This window comes from Aeromicrobium stalagmiti (assembly GCF_013283745.1).
GTDB lineage: Bacteria > Actinomycetota > Actinomycetes > Propionibacteriales > Nocardioidaceae > Aeromicrobium > Aeromicrobium stalagmiti.
In genome coordinates, this window is sequence record NZ_JABSTZ010000001.1 from 71,779 (window position 1) to 88,922 (window position 17,144).

12 protein-coding genes are annotated in these 17,144 nt (G+C 69.5%); 1 reads left to right on the plus strand and 11 read right to left on the minus strand.

The genetic code is table 11. The features are described 5' to 3' along the window. Positions 1 to 43: 43 nt before the first annotated feature. The 4 genes from HQK15_RS00325 to HQK15_RS00340 form a co-directional block, all read right to left on the minus strand. Positions 44 to 916 (minus strand): TatD family hydrolase, encoded by an 873-nt coding sequence (locus tag HQK15_RS00325; protein WP_173489463.1) that lies wholly within the window; start codon positions 914 to 916, stop codon positions 44 to 46. Positions 917 to 926: 10 nt separating this feature from the next. After that, positions 927 to 2,516 (minus strand): methionine--tRNA ligase, encoded by a 1,590-nt coding sequence (gene metG, locus HQK15_RS00330; RefSeq protein ID WP_173489464.1) that lies wholly within the window; start codon positions 2,514 to 2,516, stop codon positions 927 to 929. A 32-nt stretch (positions 2,517 to 2,548) separates the two neighbouring features. Beyond that, positions 2,549 to 3,376: a 16S rRNA (cytidine(1402)-2'-O)-methyltransferase gene (gene rsmI, locus HQK15_RS00335; RefSeq protein WP_173489465.1), complete on the minus strand. Its 828-nt coding sequence runs from the start codon at positions 3,374 to 3,376 to the stop codon at positions 2,549 to 2,551. A gap of 232 nt (positions 3,377 to 3,608) precedes the next feature. Next, positions 3,609 to 4,583, minus strand: coding sequence for a hypothetical protein (locus HQK15_RS00340; protein WP_173489466.1), 975 nt, complete (start codon positions 4,581 to 4,583; stop codon positions 3,609 to 3,611). Positions 4,584 to 4,865: 282 nt separating this feature from the next. On the opposite strand from HQK15_RS00340, the gene HQK15_RS00345 reads away from it, so the two are divergent. After that, a complete protein-coding gene (locus HQK15_RS00345) occupies positions 4,866 to 6,416 on the plus strand; it encodes a dolichyl-phosphate-mannose--protein mannosyltransferase (protein WP_173489467.1) in 1,551 nt (516 codons plus the stop codon). A 68-nt stretch (positions 6,417 to 6,484) separates the two neighbouring features. On the opposite strand, the gene HQK15_RS00350 is transcribed toward HQK15_RS00345, so the two are convergent. The 7 genes from HQK15_RS00350 to HQK15_RS00380 are packed head-to-tail and all read right to left on the minus strand — an operon-like array spanning position 6,485 to position 17,144. Continuing rightward, entirely contained in the window at positions 6,485 to 8,749 is a 2,265-nt protein-coding gene (locus HQK15_RS00350) for an EAL domain-containing protein (protein WP_173489468.1), read from the minus strand. Between the two features lie 57 nt (positions 8,750 to 8,806). Next, complete coding sequence (locus HQK15_RS00355) at positions 8,807 to 9,949, minus strand: hypothetical protein (RefSeq protein WP_173489469.1); 1,143 nt, start codon at positions 9,947 to 9,949, stop codon at positions 8,807 to 8,809. Then, positions 9,946 to 11,358: a substrate-binding domain-containing protein gene (locus HQK15_RS00360; protein WP_173489470.1), complete on the minus strand. Its 1,413-nt coding sequence runs from the start codon at positions 11,356 to 11,358 to the stop codon at positions 9,946 to 9,948. The genes HQK15_RS00355 and HQK15_RS00360 overlap by 4 nt, the downstream gene beginning before the upstream one ends. A gap of 1 nt (position 11,359) precedes the next feature. Next, positions 11,360 to 12,499 carry a hypothetical protein gene (locus HQK15_RS00365; protein ID WP_173489471.1) on the minus strand — a complete coding sequence of 380 codons (1,140 nt, stop codon included), beginning with the start codon at positions 12,497 to 12,499 and terminating at the stop codon, positions 11,360 to 11,362. Positions 12,500 to 12,508: 9 nt separating this feature from the next. Then, complete coding sequence (locus HQK15_RS00370; protein WP_173489472.1) at positions 12,509 to 13,282, minus strand: hypothetical protein; 774 nt, start codon at positions 13,280 to 13,282, stop codon at positions 12,509 to 12,511. Beyond that, a complete protein-coding gene (locus HQK15_RS00375; RefSeq protein ID WP_173489473.1) occupies positions 13,279 to 14,988 on the minus strand; it encodes a hypothetical protein in 1,710 nt (569 codons plus the stop codon). Before HQK15_RS00375 ends, HQK15_RS00370 begins: the two co-directional genes overlap by 4 nt. Then, positions 14,985 to 17,144: a GspE/PulE/PilB domain-containing protein gene (locus HQK15_RS00380; protein ID WP_173489474.1), complete on the minus strand. Its 2,160-nt coding sequence runs from the start codon at positions 17,142 to 17,144 to the stop codon at positions 14,985 to 14,987. Before HQK15_RS00380 ends, HQK15_RS00375 begins: the two co-directional genes overlap by 4 nt.

A 17,144-nucleotide genomic window follows, 5' to 3' on the forward strand; every position in this document is an offset into this window, starting at 1 on the left:
ATGACTGGGCCGACTTTCCACCATAACGAGGGGCTCCTTGCCGTCAAATCCGTTGTTCCCAGGCCCCGCCGAAGGCACGATCGGTGTTCTCGTTGATCGCACGACAGAGATCATCGACCGAATTGCCTGCCATTGCAGCCATGAACCGCACCGTGAGCGGGATCAGGAACGAGGCGTTCGGTTGCCCGCGATGCGGCACCGGTGTGAGGAACGGCGCATCGGTCTCGACCAGAATACGGTCGGTCGGCGTCACGCGGAGCGCTTCGCGCAGGTTCTCAGCGTTCTTGAAGGTGACGGTGCCCGCGAACGACAGCCATGCCCCGCGGTCGACGCACTCGCGGGCGAAGTCGGCGTCGCCTGAGAAGCAGTGCATGACGACCCGGTCGGGCACCCCCTCGTCGTCGAGCACCCGCAGCACGTCGTCGTGCGCGTCGCGGTCGTGGATCACGAGGGTCTTGTCGTGGCGCTTCGCGATCCTGATGTGCTCGCGGAACGAGGCGTGCTGGGCCTCGCGGCCGTCCTCGCCGGTGCGGAAGTAGTCGAGGCCGGTCTCCCCGACCGCACGCACGTGGTCGCCCGCCTGGGCCAGCCGGTCGATCTCGGCGAGGGCCGCATCGAGCTCGCCGGCCTCGGCCAGGCCGGGCGCCTCGTTGGGGTGCAGGGCCACCGCAGCGACGACGGAGTCGTACGCCGCCGCCGTCTCGACCGCCCAGCGCGAGCCCTCGAGGTCGCAGCCGACCTGCACGACGCGGGTGACGTTGACCGCCGCCGCGCGGTCGAGCGCCTCGTCGACGGGGATCAGCAGTCCGCCCTCGACGCCCTTGGCGTACGCCCGGTGGTCGAGGTGGCAGTGGTTGTCGACGACCGGCGACGGGAGTGCCTCCGGCGTCTCGGGCCAGCCTGCTGTCAGCGTCATCGCGTCAGGGTCACTCGGCCGCGGTCTCGATGCGCGGGAACAGCGAGGCCGGCTTGGTGACGACCGTGCCGGCGGGCAGCTGGCCCCAGGCGGCGACGGCGTCGATGCGCTGGTCGGCCAGCACGCCGAGGGCGGGCTCGGCGCCCAGGGAGTCCCACAGCACGGCGGACGCCTTGGGCATGACTGGGTTGAGCAGCACCGCGAGGACGCGCAGGCCCTCGGCCGCGGTGTGCAGGATCGTCGCGAGGCGGCCACCTTCGCCGCCCTGGGACTCGTCCTTGGCGACCTTCCACGGCGCCTGGTCGGTGATGTAGCCGTTGAGCTCGTCGACGATCCGCCAGATCGCCGCCAGCGCGTCCTGCGGGGCGACGGCCTCGATCGCGGCGTCGGCGTCACGGACCGCCTCGGCGACGGTGTCGATCACGGTGAGCTCGGCGTCGGTGAGGTCACCGGCGGCCGGCAGCGTCCCGTCGAAGTACTTGCCGATCATCGCGGCCACGCGCGACGCGAGGTTGCCGAAGCCGTTGGCGAGCTCGGCGTGGTAGCGGGCGCTGATGTCCTCCCACGAGATCGAGCCGTCGCTGCCGAACGTCAGGGCGCGCGCGAAGTAGTAGCGGTAGGCGTCGGAGCCGAAGGTGTCGACGATCTCGTCGGGACGGATGCCGTTGGCCTTGGACTTGCTCATCTTCTGCCCGCCGACCAGCAGCCAGCCGTGCGCGAAGACCTGGTGCGGGACGGGCTGACCCGCCGCCATCAGCATCGCCGGCCAGATGACGGCGTGGAAGCGCGCGATGTCCTTGCCGACGATGTGGATGTCGGCCGGCCAGATCTTCTCGAACCGCTCCTGGTCGGCCCCATAGCCGATCGCCGTGACGTAGTTGAGCAGTGCCTCGACCCACACGTACATGACGTGCTTGTCGTCCCACGGGACACCGATGCCCCAGTCGAACGTCGACCGCGAGATCGACAGGTCGCGCAGACCGCGCGACACGAACGAGATGACCTCGTTGCGGGCCGACTCCGGCTGGATGAACGTCGGGTTGGCCTCGTAGAAGTCGAGCAGCTGCTGCTGGTAGTCGCTGAGGCGGAAGAAGTAGTTCTCCTCGGTCATGTGCTCGACACGGCTGCCGTCGAGCGTCGAGACCTTGAAGCCCTCGTCGTCACCCTCGCCGTCGGCGACGTCGTCGTCGCCGACGAACTCCTCGCTGCCGACGCTGTACCAGCCGCTGAACGAGCCCTGGTAGACCGCGCCGCGGTCCTGCAGGTCCTGCCAGAACGCCTTGGACCCGTCGAGGTGGCGCTGCTCGGTCGTACGGATGAAGTCGTCGTTGGCGACGTCGATCGTCTCGAGCAGCGGCTTCCACTCGTCCTCGACGAGCTTGTCGACCCACTCCTGCGGCGAGACGCCGTTGGCCTCGGCCTTGCGGAGCACCTTCTGGCCGTGCTCGTCGGTGCCGGTGAGGTACCAGACGTCCTCACCACGCTGCCGGTGCCAGCGCGTGATGATGTCGCCCATCACCGTCGTGTAGCCGTGCCCGATGTGGGGCGCGTCGTTGACGTAGTAGATGGGCGTGGTGACGAAGAACGTTTCGGCTGACACGTCGACGATCCTAGTCGGCGCGCCGAGGCGTCCTACGAGTGCGCGGCGTCGTAGACGTCCTTCTTGCGGACGCCCGTCTCACCGGCGACCTGCTCGATCGCGTCCTTGCGGCTGAGACCGTCGCCCTGGCGCGCGGCGACCAGCTCACGGAGGTCCTCGGGAGCGTACGTCCTGGCCTCGGCCACCATGCCGGCGACGACGATCGTGACCTCGCCGCGGACGCCCTGCTCCTGCCCCGCCGCCCAGTCGACCAGCTCGCCGAGACCGCCCCGGGCGACCTCCTCGTACGTCTTGGTGAGCTCGCGACACACCGCGGCCGGGCGGTCGTCGCCCCACACCTCGGCCATCGCCCGCAGCGACGTCTCGGTGCGGTGGGGCGACTCGAAGAACACCATCGTGCGGCGCTCGGCCGCCAGCTCGGTGAGCGCCCGCGTGCGCTCACCGGCCTTGCGCGGCAGGAAGCCCTCGAAGCAGAACCGGTCGACCGGCAGGCCCGAGACCGCGAGCGCCGTCAGCACCGCGGAGGGTCCGGGGATCGCGGTGACGGCGACGTCGGCCTCGATCGCGGCGACCACGAGGCGATAGCCGGGATCGGACACGCTCGGCATGCCGGCGTCGGTCACGAGCACCACCGTGAGGCCGTCGACCAGCATCGCCGCGAGCTCGGGGGTGCGGCGCTCCTCGTTGCCCTCGAAGTAGGACACGACCCGTCCGCCGATCTCGACGCCGAGGTCGGACGCGAGCCGCTTCAGCCGGCGGGTGTCCTCCGCCGCGACGACGTCGGCCGACGCGAGCGCCTCGCCGAGACGGCCGCTGGCATCGGCGACCTGGCCGATCGGGGTCGCGGCAAGGATGAGCATGCCCCCATCCTCTCAGCCCCTCCCCGGGAGGTGGATCCGCAACCTCATCGGCCCGGGAGGTGGATCCGCAACCTCAACGGCCCGGAAGGTGGATCCGCAACCTCAACGGCCCGGGAGGTGGATCCGCAACCTCAACGGCCCGGGAGGTGGATCCGCAACCTCATGGGCCGGACTCAGGTGGATCGGCAACGTCAACACGGTGTGAGCGGTTGAGGATCCACCCGCCCACGAGTCACGCGGCCGTATGACGTTGAGAGTTCACCTTCGGGCGCCTGCGTGCCGGTGGCACCGTGAACAGCGCGTCCCACGCCGCACCGAACTGGGGGGCGGGGCCGTCGTACCCTCGGGCGACCAAGGCCTGGTGCACCCGCCGGACCATCGACTTCGGCTGCGCCAGGTGGCGCTTGGTGACCTGGACGTAGGCCCAGTCATGGGCTCGCAGTCCGGCGTAGCGGTCGACGTCGCTCGTGATCTGGACTGGGTCCGCAAAATGTTGCCCTCCCTCGTACTCGACCATCAACCGCCACAGCAGGAAGACGAGGTCACCACAGCCGAGGAACGACCCACCGTCGTCGAACACGTCGTGGTTGACCTGAGGCGCCGGAAGCCCGGCAACGCGTAGGAAGACCCGTGTCTCGGACTCAGGGATCGACCTGGAACGAGCATCGAGCAACGGGGCGATCTCGACGATCTCGGCCGCACCCGGTCGCCACGACTGCTGATCGGCCAGGGCGAGCAGCGAGACTAGATCCAGGTGCCTGCGGCGCAGCAGCCAGTCACCGACGACGATCACGTCGATCGGACGAGCGACCGATGCGAATCCGATCATCGCCGCCTCGACGCTCACGGCCATCTCGTCGTGCGGAGGAAGGACCCGCGAGCGGTGGAGCATGATGCCCGGGATGTCGAGATGCAGGTCTCGAGCGACGGTGAAGCGCATCGGCTCCAGCGGACCCCGCTCGACCCCGAGCAAGCGAAGTCGCGTGCCGTGACTGACGCGCGCGTCGTCCGGGAGCGCTCGGCGCGCGGCGTCGATCCTCCCGATGTCGTCCAGCTCGACCTCGGCGAGCTGGTAGACGCTGGGGTGAACCTCCACGAACCGTGGGTGCTGCAGCATGCGCGGCGTGATGCCGGCAGCGAGAGCCTCCGCGCGGCTGAACGCGCGAGACGCCAGATGGGCGGGAACAGGTCTGGGCGGTCGTGACATGGTCGGAGCATCCGCCGATACCGATGTCCCGGTCATCAGGTCCGTGGCGCGCTGTGGACATCAGATCGCCCGGCTCGCCCTGTGGATCCCGCCGAGGAGGTGGATCCACAACCTCTCCCCCGCCCGGCAGGTGAATATCCAACCTCAAGGCGCCGCATCGGGTTGCGGATCCACCTTCCGGCCGCGGGACGAGCGTGTGCGGTTGCGAATCCACCTCCCCGCACCGCGCCCCGGGGGACGGTGGAGAATCCACCGCTCGGGGGGAGGACCTAGGCTGGGCGCGTGACGTTTGCGGCCAACCTGTCTCCACTCAGGTGGTCCGACCGTGTGTGGGGCTGGACCGGCCCGATCGCCGTGGCCCTGCTGGCGTTCGTGCTGCGGGTCTGGAACGTCGGCTACCCCCGCAAGTTCGTCTTCGACGAGACCTACTACGCCAAGGACGCCTGGTCGCTCCTGCAGCACGGCTACGTCCTCGACTACACCGAGAAGGCCAACGGGCAGATCCTCCGGGGCGACCTGTCGGGCATCTTCACCGACGAGCCGTCGTGGATCGTCCACCCCGACGGCGGCAAGTGGCTCATCGCCCTCGGTGAGCAGCTCTTCGGCTTCGACTCGTTCGGCTGGCGCATCTCTGGCGTCGTCGTCGGCGCCCTGACCGTCCTGGTGCTGGCCCGCCTCGTCCGCCGCATGACCGGGTCGACCCTGGTCGGATGCCTCGCCGGCTTGCTATTGACCGTCGACGGCACCCACTTCGTGATGTCGAGGCTGTCGCTGCTCGACATCTTCCTGGCGTTCTGGATCGTCTGCGGCGTCGCCTGCCTCGTTGCCGACCGCGACTGGATCCGCGCCCGGCTCGACCGCTATCACGCGTTCCGGCCGTGGCAGCTGCTCGCGGGCCTGAGCCTCGGCATGGCCTGTGCCACCAAGTGGAGCGGCATCTACGTCCTCGCAGCCTTCGGCGTCGTCATCGTGGTGTGGGAGGTCCTCGCCCGCATGCGCAACCCGCGCACCGCGATGCACCACGGCTGGGCGCTCACGACCCTGCGGGTCGGCGTGCCGGCGTTCGCCTCGATCGTCGTCGTCGCGGCGATCGTCTACCTCGTCTCGTGGACGGGGTTCCTGGTGCACCACGAGGCGTACGAGGCGCGGTTCGGCCGGGGCTACGGCGACTACTCCCGGCCATGGGGCGCCTACGTCGACAACCCATCGACCGGCTTCCTGGGCGGCACCCGCGACGCCCTCAGGTCGCTGTGGCACTTCCACGTCATGACGTTCAACTTCCACACCCAGGACCTCAACAGCGCGACCCACCCCTACCAGTCCAACCCCGTGGGCTGGCTCCTGCAGTGGCGCCCCGTCGGCGCGGACGCCCAGTTCGAGCTGCCGGCGACGACCCAGTGCGGCCAGGCGGCCGGCACGACGTGCATCCGCGAGATCCTCATCCTCGGCAACCCGATCATCTGGTGGTCGGGCCTCGTGGCTCTGCTCGGGGCCGTCGTCGCGTGGGTCGTGACCCGCCGCTGGACGTGGGGCGTGCCCGTCATCGGGGTCGCGGTCTGCTGGCTGCCCTGGTTCCTCAACGACGACCGGCCGATCTTCTCGTTCTACGCCGTGACGATCATCCCGTTCACGATCATCGCGCTGTCGCTCGTGGCGAACGCCCTGATCGCGACCCGCACGTCACCGCGGCAGACCTATGCCATCGGCCTGACGATCGGCTTCTACGTGCTCGCGGCGGTCGTGACGTTCTGGTACTTCCACCCGATCCTGACCGACGACCTCATTCCGTACGACTCGTGGCGCCAGCGAATGTGGCTCTCCCGCTGGATCTAGCTGCTCCTCGGCGTCTCGTGACGTCAGCCACCTCGTCGCGGCCGTTCATCGACCGGTAGCGGCGCCCGTCAGACCGTGCTGGTGTCGACCAAGGGCTTCAGCCCGTGCTGGCGGAACCGTTGCAGCGTCGTCGCGAGATCCTCCGCCATGCCGTAGAGGTAGCCCTGAACGTGCGTCGCTCCCGCATCACGCAGCACCGGCACCTCGTCGGGCCGGGTGATGCCCTCGGCCACGACCCAGAAGCCGAGCTCGTTGAGCAACGACGTCGCCCGCGTCACGACGAGGGTCTGGCGGGGATCGGCGAGGTCGGTCAGCAGGCTGCGGTCGAGCTTCACGATGTCGACTCGCGGCAGGTAGAGCGAGCCGAGGCCCGCGAATCCCGATCCGAAGTCGTCGATCGCGATCTGCGCACCCGCGTCCTGCAGCCGGCGAGCGACCTCGGCGTTGGCGTCGGACCACTCCCCGATCGAGCCCTCGGAGATCTCGACGACGACCGTCAGCCCGTGCACGGCCCTGCAGTCGGCCAGACGCTGCATCAGCGGTGACCACACGAGCATCTGCTCCAGCTCGAGGTTGATCGAGAACACGGCAAGCTCCGGCACGTGCTCGCGGCAGGCGAGCATCGACGCGACCGCCTGGTCCAGCACGAGCAGCGTCATGTCGTCGAGCAGGTTGAGCCGGATCGCGGACTCCACGATGACCGGTGGCGGGATCGACCCCATCTGCGGATCCGTGCAGCGCACCAGCGCCTCGAGCCCCCGCACCTCGTCGATCTGCAGGTTGATGATCGGCTGGTACGCGGTCCAGAGGCTGCCTGACGTGATCGCGTGCCGGACGGCCTCGTCGATGCGGGACGTCACCTCGGAGTCACCGGCGTGGACGGCCCGCTTGCGCTGGTACATCTGCTGGTCCGCGGCCCGGACCAGGGCCTCGAGGTTGTCGTCGGCGCTCGAGGAGAGGGCAGAGCCGATGCTCGCTCGCAGGCGCAGGGTGCTGCGACCGACCAGCACCGGCTCCGCGATGAGCCGGGTCAACCGGTCACACTCGACCGTGAGCTCGGCGTAGTCGCGGACGTCACGGACGAGCACCGCGAACTCGTCGCCGCCGTAGCGCGTGACCGACCGGGCGCCGCCGGTGTGGGCGATCAGCCGCTGGGCCAGCTCCTGGATAGCGGCATCCCCCGCGATGTGTCCGTAGCGGTCGTTGATCTCCTTGAAGCCGTCGAGGTCGATGAAGACGATCGCGATCGACTCCCCCGGCCGGCGGGACCGGCTGACCTCGGCCAGGATCTCGCGGAAGTAGGTGTAGGTCGACAGGCCCGTGAGCCCGTCGGTGTTGGCACGGTCTTGCAGACCCTCGATCTGCGCGGCCTCCCGCCTGGCCGTGTCAGCCATGTTGGCGAGCGCCTCGAGCACGTGCCGCTCGACCTGGGTGAACGGCAGGTCGCCGGACGTCCGCTCGGCGACGACGTAGCGACCGTCGGTCAGCGGCACGCTCAGGTCCCACCCCGACCCGGGATCGTCGCTCACGACGACCTTCTCGACCCGCAGGCCCTGGGCTCCCCAGGTGCTGAGGGACTCGTCGATCTGCTCGCGACGCCAGGGCATCGCGACCGCAGCACCCGAGAGCGCCGTGACGCTGCGGTTGAGCTCGACGTTGCGCATCGTCAGGCCGACGACGACCGCCGTCAGGCCCAGCATCGCCACCACGAAGCTCGGCATGACTGGCAGCGGTATGCCTGCCTCGACCCGTCGCAGGGCGGCGAAGACGCACCCGATGTAGAAGACCGCGAGACCGACGATGAACGTCCACGTCCAGCGCAGGCGCAGCGTGTGGCCGTCGTGCGTCGGCGCGGCGAAGATGCTGCGCACGATCTCGAGCGCGGAGATCACCAGGAAGTAGGCAGCCAGTCCCGCGAAGACGCGATCGAACGGCGGGTAGCCGACGTCGGTGATCTCGGCGACGCGCAGCAGGACCGCTCCGCCCAGCACCTGGATCGCCGCGCGGAACTGTCCGGCCGTCTCGTCGCGGTGGAACACGAGGTACGACGCCGCCACGAGCACGGCCCAGATCGGCAGGATGGAGGCCTGTCGCTCGACATCTGCGGCGAACAGGACGGCGGCGGCAGCGCCGAGCGTCAGCTCGGTCTGGCCCCGCGAGATCGTGATCTGTGTGCGGACTGCCACCGGCACCAGCAGCAGGGCGATGATCGCGACGACGTTGAGGTCAGGCGGCCCGGTGTGCCACTGGATGCTGCGGAACACGACGGCGAGGACGGCGACGGCCATGACCACGAGCTCGTAGCGGCGTTCGCCGCGCGTGCGCATCGTCATGCCATCCCCCTTCCCGATCGTCCCGAGCCTGGTGCTCCATCGTATTTTCGGTCCGGGTCAGGCCGGAGTCACCGCGATCGCGACCTCGCAGTAGTTCTTGGTCGGGTCGACGTCGTTGCGCTTGCGCCACGACGAGATCATCAGCTCGACCTTGCGCCCGCCGTTGGTCCACACGGCCCGCACCATGCCGTTCTCGGGCAGGTCGATCGGCACCAGTGTCCGGGACTCGTCGTCGAACGGGTGCTCCTGGGTGATGACGTGGTCCTCGACGTCGCCCTCGCCCTCGATGGTCTGCTCCCACAGGGTCGAGGTCGAGTAGCTCGGCGTGATCGTGACCTCGGCGGGCGCCTTCTGGCCCGGCGCGCACACGACGTTCACCGTGCCCATGCCGTTGATCTCGCCGGTCGCGGACGACCTCACCGCTGCGTCGGCATCACCGTGCCAGTTGACCGCCACGCTGGTGCTGGGACCCGTGAGCTTGCGGGCGCTGACGCCGACCCGGACCCTCTTGCCGCCGAGGGTGATCGTCTCGGAGTCGGCCTCCTTGACCGCGCGGGTGCCGTCGGCTCCGTACGAGCCGAGGCGCGTCGTGAACGTCCCCCGCACGTCGCAGCGCGACTTCGACGTCGGGCCCTTGTAGCCGCTCCAGTCCCACGTCAGGTAAAAGGAGGTGGCCGGCGGGATGCTCGCCGCCGCTGCGGGCTTGGCCTGGCCGGGTCGCTGGCTGATGACGCCACGGATGTAGCCGCTCGACGAGTTCTCGATGGGTCCGTACTTGTTGAAGCCCTCGCGGGCGGTCGCGCCGGTGCCACCGTCGCCGGGATCGTCGGCGACGGAGTACCTGTAGACGCGCGCGGTCTTGACCGCGACCGACTGGTAGGGGACGCCACCTGAGGTCTTGGTCTGGTAGACCGCCGACCACATCTGGGTCTCCTTGGTCCGGTCGCTCGGGCGGATCTCCAGCCACGTGCGGTCGCGGCTGCACACCAGCTGGGCCGTGCCGATGCCCGGCACGACGACCGTCGCGGTGGCGTGGCCCCTGTAGGACGAGCCGTACCAGGCGATGCTCGCGTCCTGACGCAGCAGCGTCGGGTCGCCGGCGGCCTGAGCCGTGGCCGTCGTCGCGGCCACCAGCCCGGTCGCCGCGAGCACTGCGGTGACCGCACCGGCCACGACGCGCCACCTCAGCGAGGTGGTCATCGTGCCGGCCCGGGTGACGAGCTCGCGTCGCCGGCCGTGCCGTCGAGCGAGAAGAGGGTCGGCTTCTTCTCACCCGTGGCCCAGGCCCGCTGCTCGGCGATGATGTCGGCCGTCGGCGCCACCAAGGCGGCGGACGTGGCCAGCTTCGTGGCCTGGTCGAGATAGGTGGTCATGAAGTCCTTCACCTCACCGCGCTCCAGCGAGCGGGTCGTGGTCGTCACCAGCACGGGGCGGGACAAGGGGTACTGCCCCTCGGACACCGTCCGCTGGCTGGGAAAGATGCAGTCGGTCGCACCCTCGGTCGAGATCTCGAACGGGCGCAGCTGCTCCTTCTCGAGCTCGTAGTAGTCGAACTGGAACAGTCCGACGCGACCCTGGCGCGCGGCCAGGTGTCTCTGCGCGCGCGCCGACTTCTTGGCCGCCGACTCGGCGTCCTTCACATCGGCCTTCAGCGCGTTGTACGCGACGAGGGCGTCGTCGCGCACGGGGTAGGCATCGTCCTGCCGCGCCTGGTCCTTGGCCTGCTGGGCCGCCGAGCGTCCGTCGGCGATCCCCTTCTGCCGGTCCTCCTCGGCGGCGGTCACCTCGGCCTCCGCCTCCGCCAGCGTCGTACGGGCCGCGGCGGCCTCCTTGCGGAGAGCCGTCACCGCCTGCTTGCGCGAGGAGAGGTAGGCCGCCTGCTCGATGTCGTCCTTGGTGCCGATGACGTCCGTCAGCGTGTCGAGCTCGTTGTCGTGGGCGCGGTAGTCCGACCGGAGGTCGCTGAGCACCGCGTTGGCCCGGTCGAGCCCGAGGTCTCCGAAGAGAGCGAATCCCGCCGCCTCGACCGAGGGCCCGGCGATCACCAGCGGCTGGTCGGCGAACTTCAGCTGACGCCAGCTCGTGTAGGGCGAGCCGGCGCGGAACATCGTCCGCACCTGCTCCAGGTCGATGCAGTCGCCACCGACGTCGGACTCGGCCTTGATCGCGAGCACCAACGCGTCGGACGCGACCTGGAACTGCACGACGTCGAGACCGTTGTCCTGGCAGGCCGCGAGCTCCTTCTTGCTGATGTGCCGGATCGAGTCGACGAGGTCGACCTTGCCGGAGCACAGGTCGGCGAATCCCTGGAGGACGCCGTCGGTGCCGATCTCGACCTGGGTCGTCGCACCGCTGGAGCTGTAGTCGTCTGCTGCCTGCGTGGTGATGCTGGCCGTGCGCCCACCAGCGAGGTCGACCCGGCCGGTGGGTCGCTCCGGCAGCGCGGCGAGGTTGCGGGCGATCTCCTTCTTGCGGGCTGCCTCGTCGCGGACCGCTGCGGCGTTCTCACGGCTCACGGTCTTCTCGGCCGAGTCGTTGCCGCCGCTGCACGCCCCCAGGAACAGCAGGCACACGGCGGCGCTCACGATCAGCGATCGACGGTTGCTCATGTCACTGACCTGCCTTGGTGGTGGTCGCGGGGTACTCGTACGTCGAGCCGAGCTTGACGACCTCGAAGTCGTCGAGCGTCAGGCCCTGCAGCTCGTTGCCGACCAGCAGGGACGACGAGACGTCGCGCTGGGCGTAGAGCGTCGGCACGGCGGCACGATCGACGACGATCGCGCCGTACGTCCGCAGGGCCGCGACGATCGCGTCGCCGACACGGCGCTGCTGCGCGGTCAGCTTGATCTTCTTGCCGGTGTCCGGATCGGTCGCCCGTCGCAGGACGACGTCGGCCTTGAGCCGGATGCGAGCCCCCTCGGGCAGCGAGGACGAACGGCCGTTGCCGTCGGTCGACGACGCGGGCCGGACGAAGACACCGGTCGCGGCACCCGGCACGCTGATCGCCAGGGCATGGCTGATCTCGCCGGCCTGCAGCTCGCCGGGACGGATCAGGCCACCGATGAGAGGCAGCCCCGACCCACGGGCCGAGACCTCCTGGGGCTTGCCGAAGCCTGCGCCGGCCAGCGACCAACGCCGCATGTACTGATAGCTGATCGTGCCGTCGGACTCGCGACGCCCGCGCCACAGGTCGTAGGCGTAGCGGCCGTCCTCGTCGATGATCGAGTACCAGCCGTCGTAGCGGGGGTCGGGATCGACGTCGGCCGGCACCGGGAGGCGTCCACCCGGGGGCTGGTCGCCACAGTCGGCCTGCCGGCACCGCATGACGGTCGACGGACCGCCCTGCACGACCGGCGTCGTCCACCGGGTCGTGTTGACGAACAGGCCCTCCTCACCGGTCTGGTACTGCGTGACCGGACGTCCACCGTCGGTCTGCTCGATGACGCCGACGCTCTCCTTGGCACGCTTGAGCAGCGCCTCGGAGCGGGGATCGGTCGAGGAGGTGTCGACCGGTGTGTTCCACGGCGAGTCTGCCGCGAAGAAGAGCTTCTCGGGCTTCGCGTCGGTGGCCTCGGCCGGAACCGTTGCTCCGGCGGTGGCCGGCGACGTCGTCGCGGCAGCGCTCGCACTGGGGCTCGGCGTCGCGCCGTCCGACGACGAGTCGTTGCTGCACGCGGCGAGCGCCGTCACGACCAATGTCGAGACGGCAGCTCCGCGCAGTGCAGTCGTCAGGTATCCGTGGATGAGCATGGCCGCGGTTCAGCCCCGCGCCGTGCGTCGGGAGGGCGCCTGCACCGCGGTGCCCGCGACGCTCGCCGCGGCGGCGTCCTCGGCGGTCTGCGTCAGGGCGGTGATGAAGCGCGCGAGGTTGCGGCGGGCGACGTCGGGACGATCGGCGTCGGCAAGGATCTGCTCGGCCTGCCCGTACAGCTGGTCGGTGAGCTCCACCGCGACGCGCAGCCGCTCGGCGACGAGCCGGTCGGCCTCGAGGCGGGCGTCGGCCCGGATCTTGTCGGCGTCGGCCTGTGCAGCGTCGAGCACGCTCTGGGCCTCGATCGCCGCCTGGGTCGAGACCGTCGCCGCACGGCGCGCGGCGTCCGCGTCGACGCTCGCGAGGAACTCCGACGCGGCACTGCGGGCGTCGAGCATGACCTTCGTGACGTAGTGGCCGAGGTCGTCGACCGAGGTGGACGCCTGCGGCAGCGCCGGCGCAGGCATTGCCGGCGCAGGCAGCTTCGGCGCGGGGCGCACCGGTGTCGCCAGCGTGGCCTCGCTGGCCTCGCGACGCGCGCGCAGCTGGGCGGTCACCGAGGCCGTGTCGGAGGCGGCTGCCGACTCCGCGGCGACGGGTTCGGGATCGGTCTGACCGGCCTCGGACGCCAAGGCGACGTCGACATCGTCCTCGGCTGCCGGCTTCTGCGGCGCGACGGGGGCGAGACCGCGGGAGTCACGGCTCGCGTTCACGGCGTCGAGCACCGAGGGAGCCGGGGTCAGCGGCTGGGCGTCCTTCTTCTTGGCGGGCCTGGCACTCATGGCGCTTCCTCTCCCTCGGCGGGTGTGACCTGGTCGGACACCGCGACGAGCACATATCGGTCGGTCGTGTAGACGGCTTGGAGCGCGGGGTCGGTCCCCGTCGCCGCGGTGGGATAGAGCTGGCTCAGGCGGTCGGTCGCCGTGCTGCGCGACAGCAGCAGGTAGCGGACCCCGGCGCCCGGCTTGCGGGCAGCTCGGATCCACGCCCCGTCGCCGCGGTCGACCCGGTCGAAGAACAGCTGGGGGCGTCCGGTCAGCAGCATGACGCCGAACGTCTGCGAGTTGTCGGTGAGGATCGAGCCCTCGGCGGTCACGTTGCGCCGGATGTAGCCGGCCATGGCCTGCTCCGAGATGATGCCGACCTCCTGGCCGGCGGCCGTGATCTCACCCTCCTGGCTGCTGGCCGTGCGGATGCCCTGGATGAACGCCGACTCGAGGTTCTGGTTGGCGTAGCGAGTCATCTCGAAGCCGGTGAAGACGCCACTGGCGACCAGCCCGACGATCACGAGCATCGCCCCCGCGGCGCGGCCCGCGGCGAGCGACCGCACGAGCCAGCACGCGCCTGCCACCGTGAGGACGAGCACCGGGAGACCGTCGCGCATGAGCACGTGCGACCCGTCGTTGCGCACGAAGACCGCGACGCCCGGCATCACGACGGCGGCGCCGACGCAGATCGCCAGCCAGCCCGCGAGCTCGTCGCGGCGACGGACGGCTGCCAGCACGAGCAACGGCACCACAACGACCGTGATCGGGCTCGTGGTCAGGACGACCTCGCCGAGATCACGCAGCACCTCGGTCAGGCGGTCACTGGTCGCCAGGCCCGCACTGGGCGCCTCGCCCGACACCGAGCGGGTCACCCAGGCGACGGGGTTGCCCAGGATCAGGCCGTTGAACACCATCCACAGGGCCATGACGTAGACCACGGGGCTGGCGAAGCCGACCACCGTGCCCTCGACCTCGGCCTGTCGAGCGCCGTGGCGCTGCAGCACGAAGCCGATCAGGAACGCCGCGAGACCTGCCCACACGAGCGAGCCGTAGCCCGCCAGACCGGCGACGGAGAAGGTGATGCCGGCGATCAGGACGTAGCGGATCTGGGCCGTCACGAACCACTTCACGACGCTCGAGACGCCGGCCAGCATGAGGCTGACCCAGACGATCTGGCGTGAGCCCGTCGAGGCGTAGAGGGCGACGAGCGGGTTGAGGGCCAGGACCGCGAGGATCGCGATGCGCCACGGACCGGGGATGAGGCAGCGGCGCAGCAGGCTGTTGAGCGAGATCGCGGCGACGCCGGCGAAGATTGCCGAGCTGATCGGCAGCGCGACGAGCGAACGGGCGAGGTCGCTCGAGACCGCCAACGGCGTCAGGACCAGCACGGACAGCGGCGGGTAGTCGAAGCCGATCGCGGTGAGCTTGGCCGGGTTGTTGTGCAACGCCATCAGCGCGCGGTTCATCCGGTCGAGCGACTCGAAGCCCACGACGTGCAGGCCGGTGACGACCCACGTGCCGAGCAGGGAGTAGCCGATGACCGTGACGAGGAAGACCAGCCAGTTCTCGACCCGGTGGTTGCCGTCGGACCGCGGCTGCGGCGACTGCACCATGTCCGGACGCACGTTCTGGCGCACCTGGACCGGTCGGTCGGCATAGATCGGCAGCGGGATGCCGTGCGGCTCCTCGGTGCGCTCGGCCGCAGACGTGTCGATCGTCATGACGTCACCTGCTGCTGCGACTCGGTGTGCTCGGTGTCGAGACCGTGCTCGGTCTTCTCCCAGTAGAACGGGTTCGTGAACAGCTGGATGAAGCCCTTCCAGGCCGCCCAGCTCATCAGACCCCAGTAGAGGGGCGTCAGCAGCGCCGACTTCGTCAGCTCGAAGTAGCCGCGTTGCATGCTGCCGGCGACGTTGAGATAGACGAAGACGAAGTTGCCGATGAACAGCATCGAGCTCGCGGCATAGAACACGAAGCCCGGGAACAGCGACTCGATGAAGCCCCACTGCGTCAGCGCGAACAACGTGGTGAGGGCCCAGAAGATCGGGTTGAGCAGGAAGATGAAGGTGCCACCGACCAGCAGGTTGAAGCTGATGAAGTTCTTCAGACCCATGTCCTTCAGGGTCTTGAACGGGTTGCGCATGTGGACGAGCCACGTCTGCATGTAGCCCTTGATCCAGCGGCTGCGCTGACGGACCCAGTTGGGCAGCTGGGAGTTGGCCTCCTCCAGCGTCGTGGAGTCCATCATCGAGGTGCGGTAGCCCGCACGGGCCAGCCGGATGCCGAGATCGGCGTCCTCGGTCACGTTGTAGGGGTCCCACGCACCGAGCTCGCGCAGACGGGCGGTGATGAAGTGGTTGGACGTGCCGCCGAGCGGGATCGGGACGTCGTCGCCGTCGAGCCCCGGCAGGATCAGGTCGTAGTGCATCGAGTACTCGGACGAGAACCACTTCGTCAGCAGGTTCTGGTCCTGGTTGAAGTAGTTGAGCTTGGCCTGGATGCACGTGACACGCGGCTCGGCCTTCGAGAAGGCGATGACAGCCTTCTTGAGCTGGTCCGGATCGGGTCGGTCCTCGGCGTCGTAGATGACGGTGTACTTGCCCTCGGCCTGGGTGAGGCCGTAGTTGCACGCCTTGGGCTTGGTCTTGGGGTTGCTGTCAGGGACCACCACGAGGCGGAAGTGCGGAGGGAGCCCCAGGTCGCGGATCGCCTCGATCGTCTCGGTGTCCTCCTCCTCGCACAGGAGCTTCACGTCGAGCTTGGTCTTGGGGTAGTCGAGCCCGTTGACGCCCGTGACGAGCCGGTTGACGATCGACGCCTCGCGGAACAGCGGCACGAGGATCGTGTACATCGGCAGGGTGCGCTCGTCGACGTCGGCGACCTCCTGGGCCGTCACGTCGGTCTCGAAGTGGTGGCCGAGCGCACGGAACGTCAGGCGAAACTTGTAGAGCGACACCGCCAGGTAGTAGACGCTCGCCGCGGCGACCAGGCCGATCAGCGTGTTCTTGGGCCAGATGACGCCGCAGACGATGATCGCGACCAGCACCGAGATGAAGAACGTCTTCTGAGCCTTGGTCGCGACGATGTACGCCGAGTTCTCCGGGCTGAGCTCCATCAGCGAGTGCGTGGCGAACTGCGAGTAGTCGTCCTGGTAGACCCGCTGCAGCAGAGTGTCGATCGACGAGCGCGTCGCGAGCAGCTCGCGCACCTCGAGCTCGCCGAGGTAGCGGCCGACGACCGAGACCTCGTGGTCGTCGAGCGGGCGGGACACCGCGAGGAAGACGACGTCGCCGTCGCGCGCGACCGGCACGCAGCGCAGGGCGTTGGCGGCCTGCTCCGGCAGCAGCAGCGCGATCTCGCGGTCGGGGTTGAAGCCGTCGAGGCTGACCCGCTGGACCTTGAACTTCTCGGCCAGCACCGCCACCAGGTCGTCCTCGGTGATCTTGCCGCTGGCGACGAGGATCTCGCCGAGCTGGGCTCCCGTGCGGGCCTGCTCGACCAAGGCCTCCTCGACGTCGCGCTCGTCGACCAGGCCGAGGCTGGCCAGGAACTCGCCCGTGCGCAACGGCACGGCCGAGCCGGCGTCAGCGTCGGCGAACAGCAGGGCCGGACCGCGGCTGAACGCGATGTCGAGCGCGGCCGAGATCTCGGCCGGGTCGTGCTGCACGAGGCGCACGTCGTGGCCCGTCAGCTGCTTGAGCACCTGGGCCGCGACCGCGTTGTCCGTCGAGGGCGACGCGACCGACAGCAGGTTGCCGGAGAGCTCGTAGGGGATGACGGAGAAGGCGCGGCAGATCTGCTGCGGCACGAGCCGTTCGATGTTCGGGTTGGGGTGGTCGCCCAGGGCACTGTGGCGGTCGGACTCGGTCATCGACAT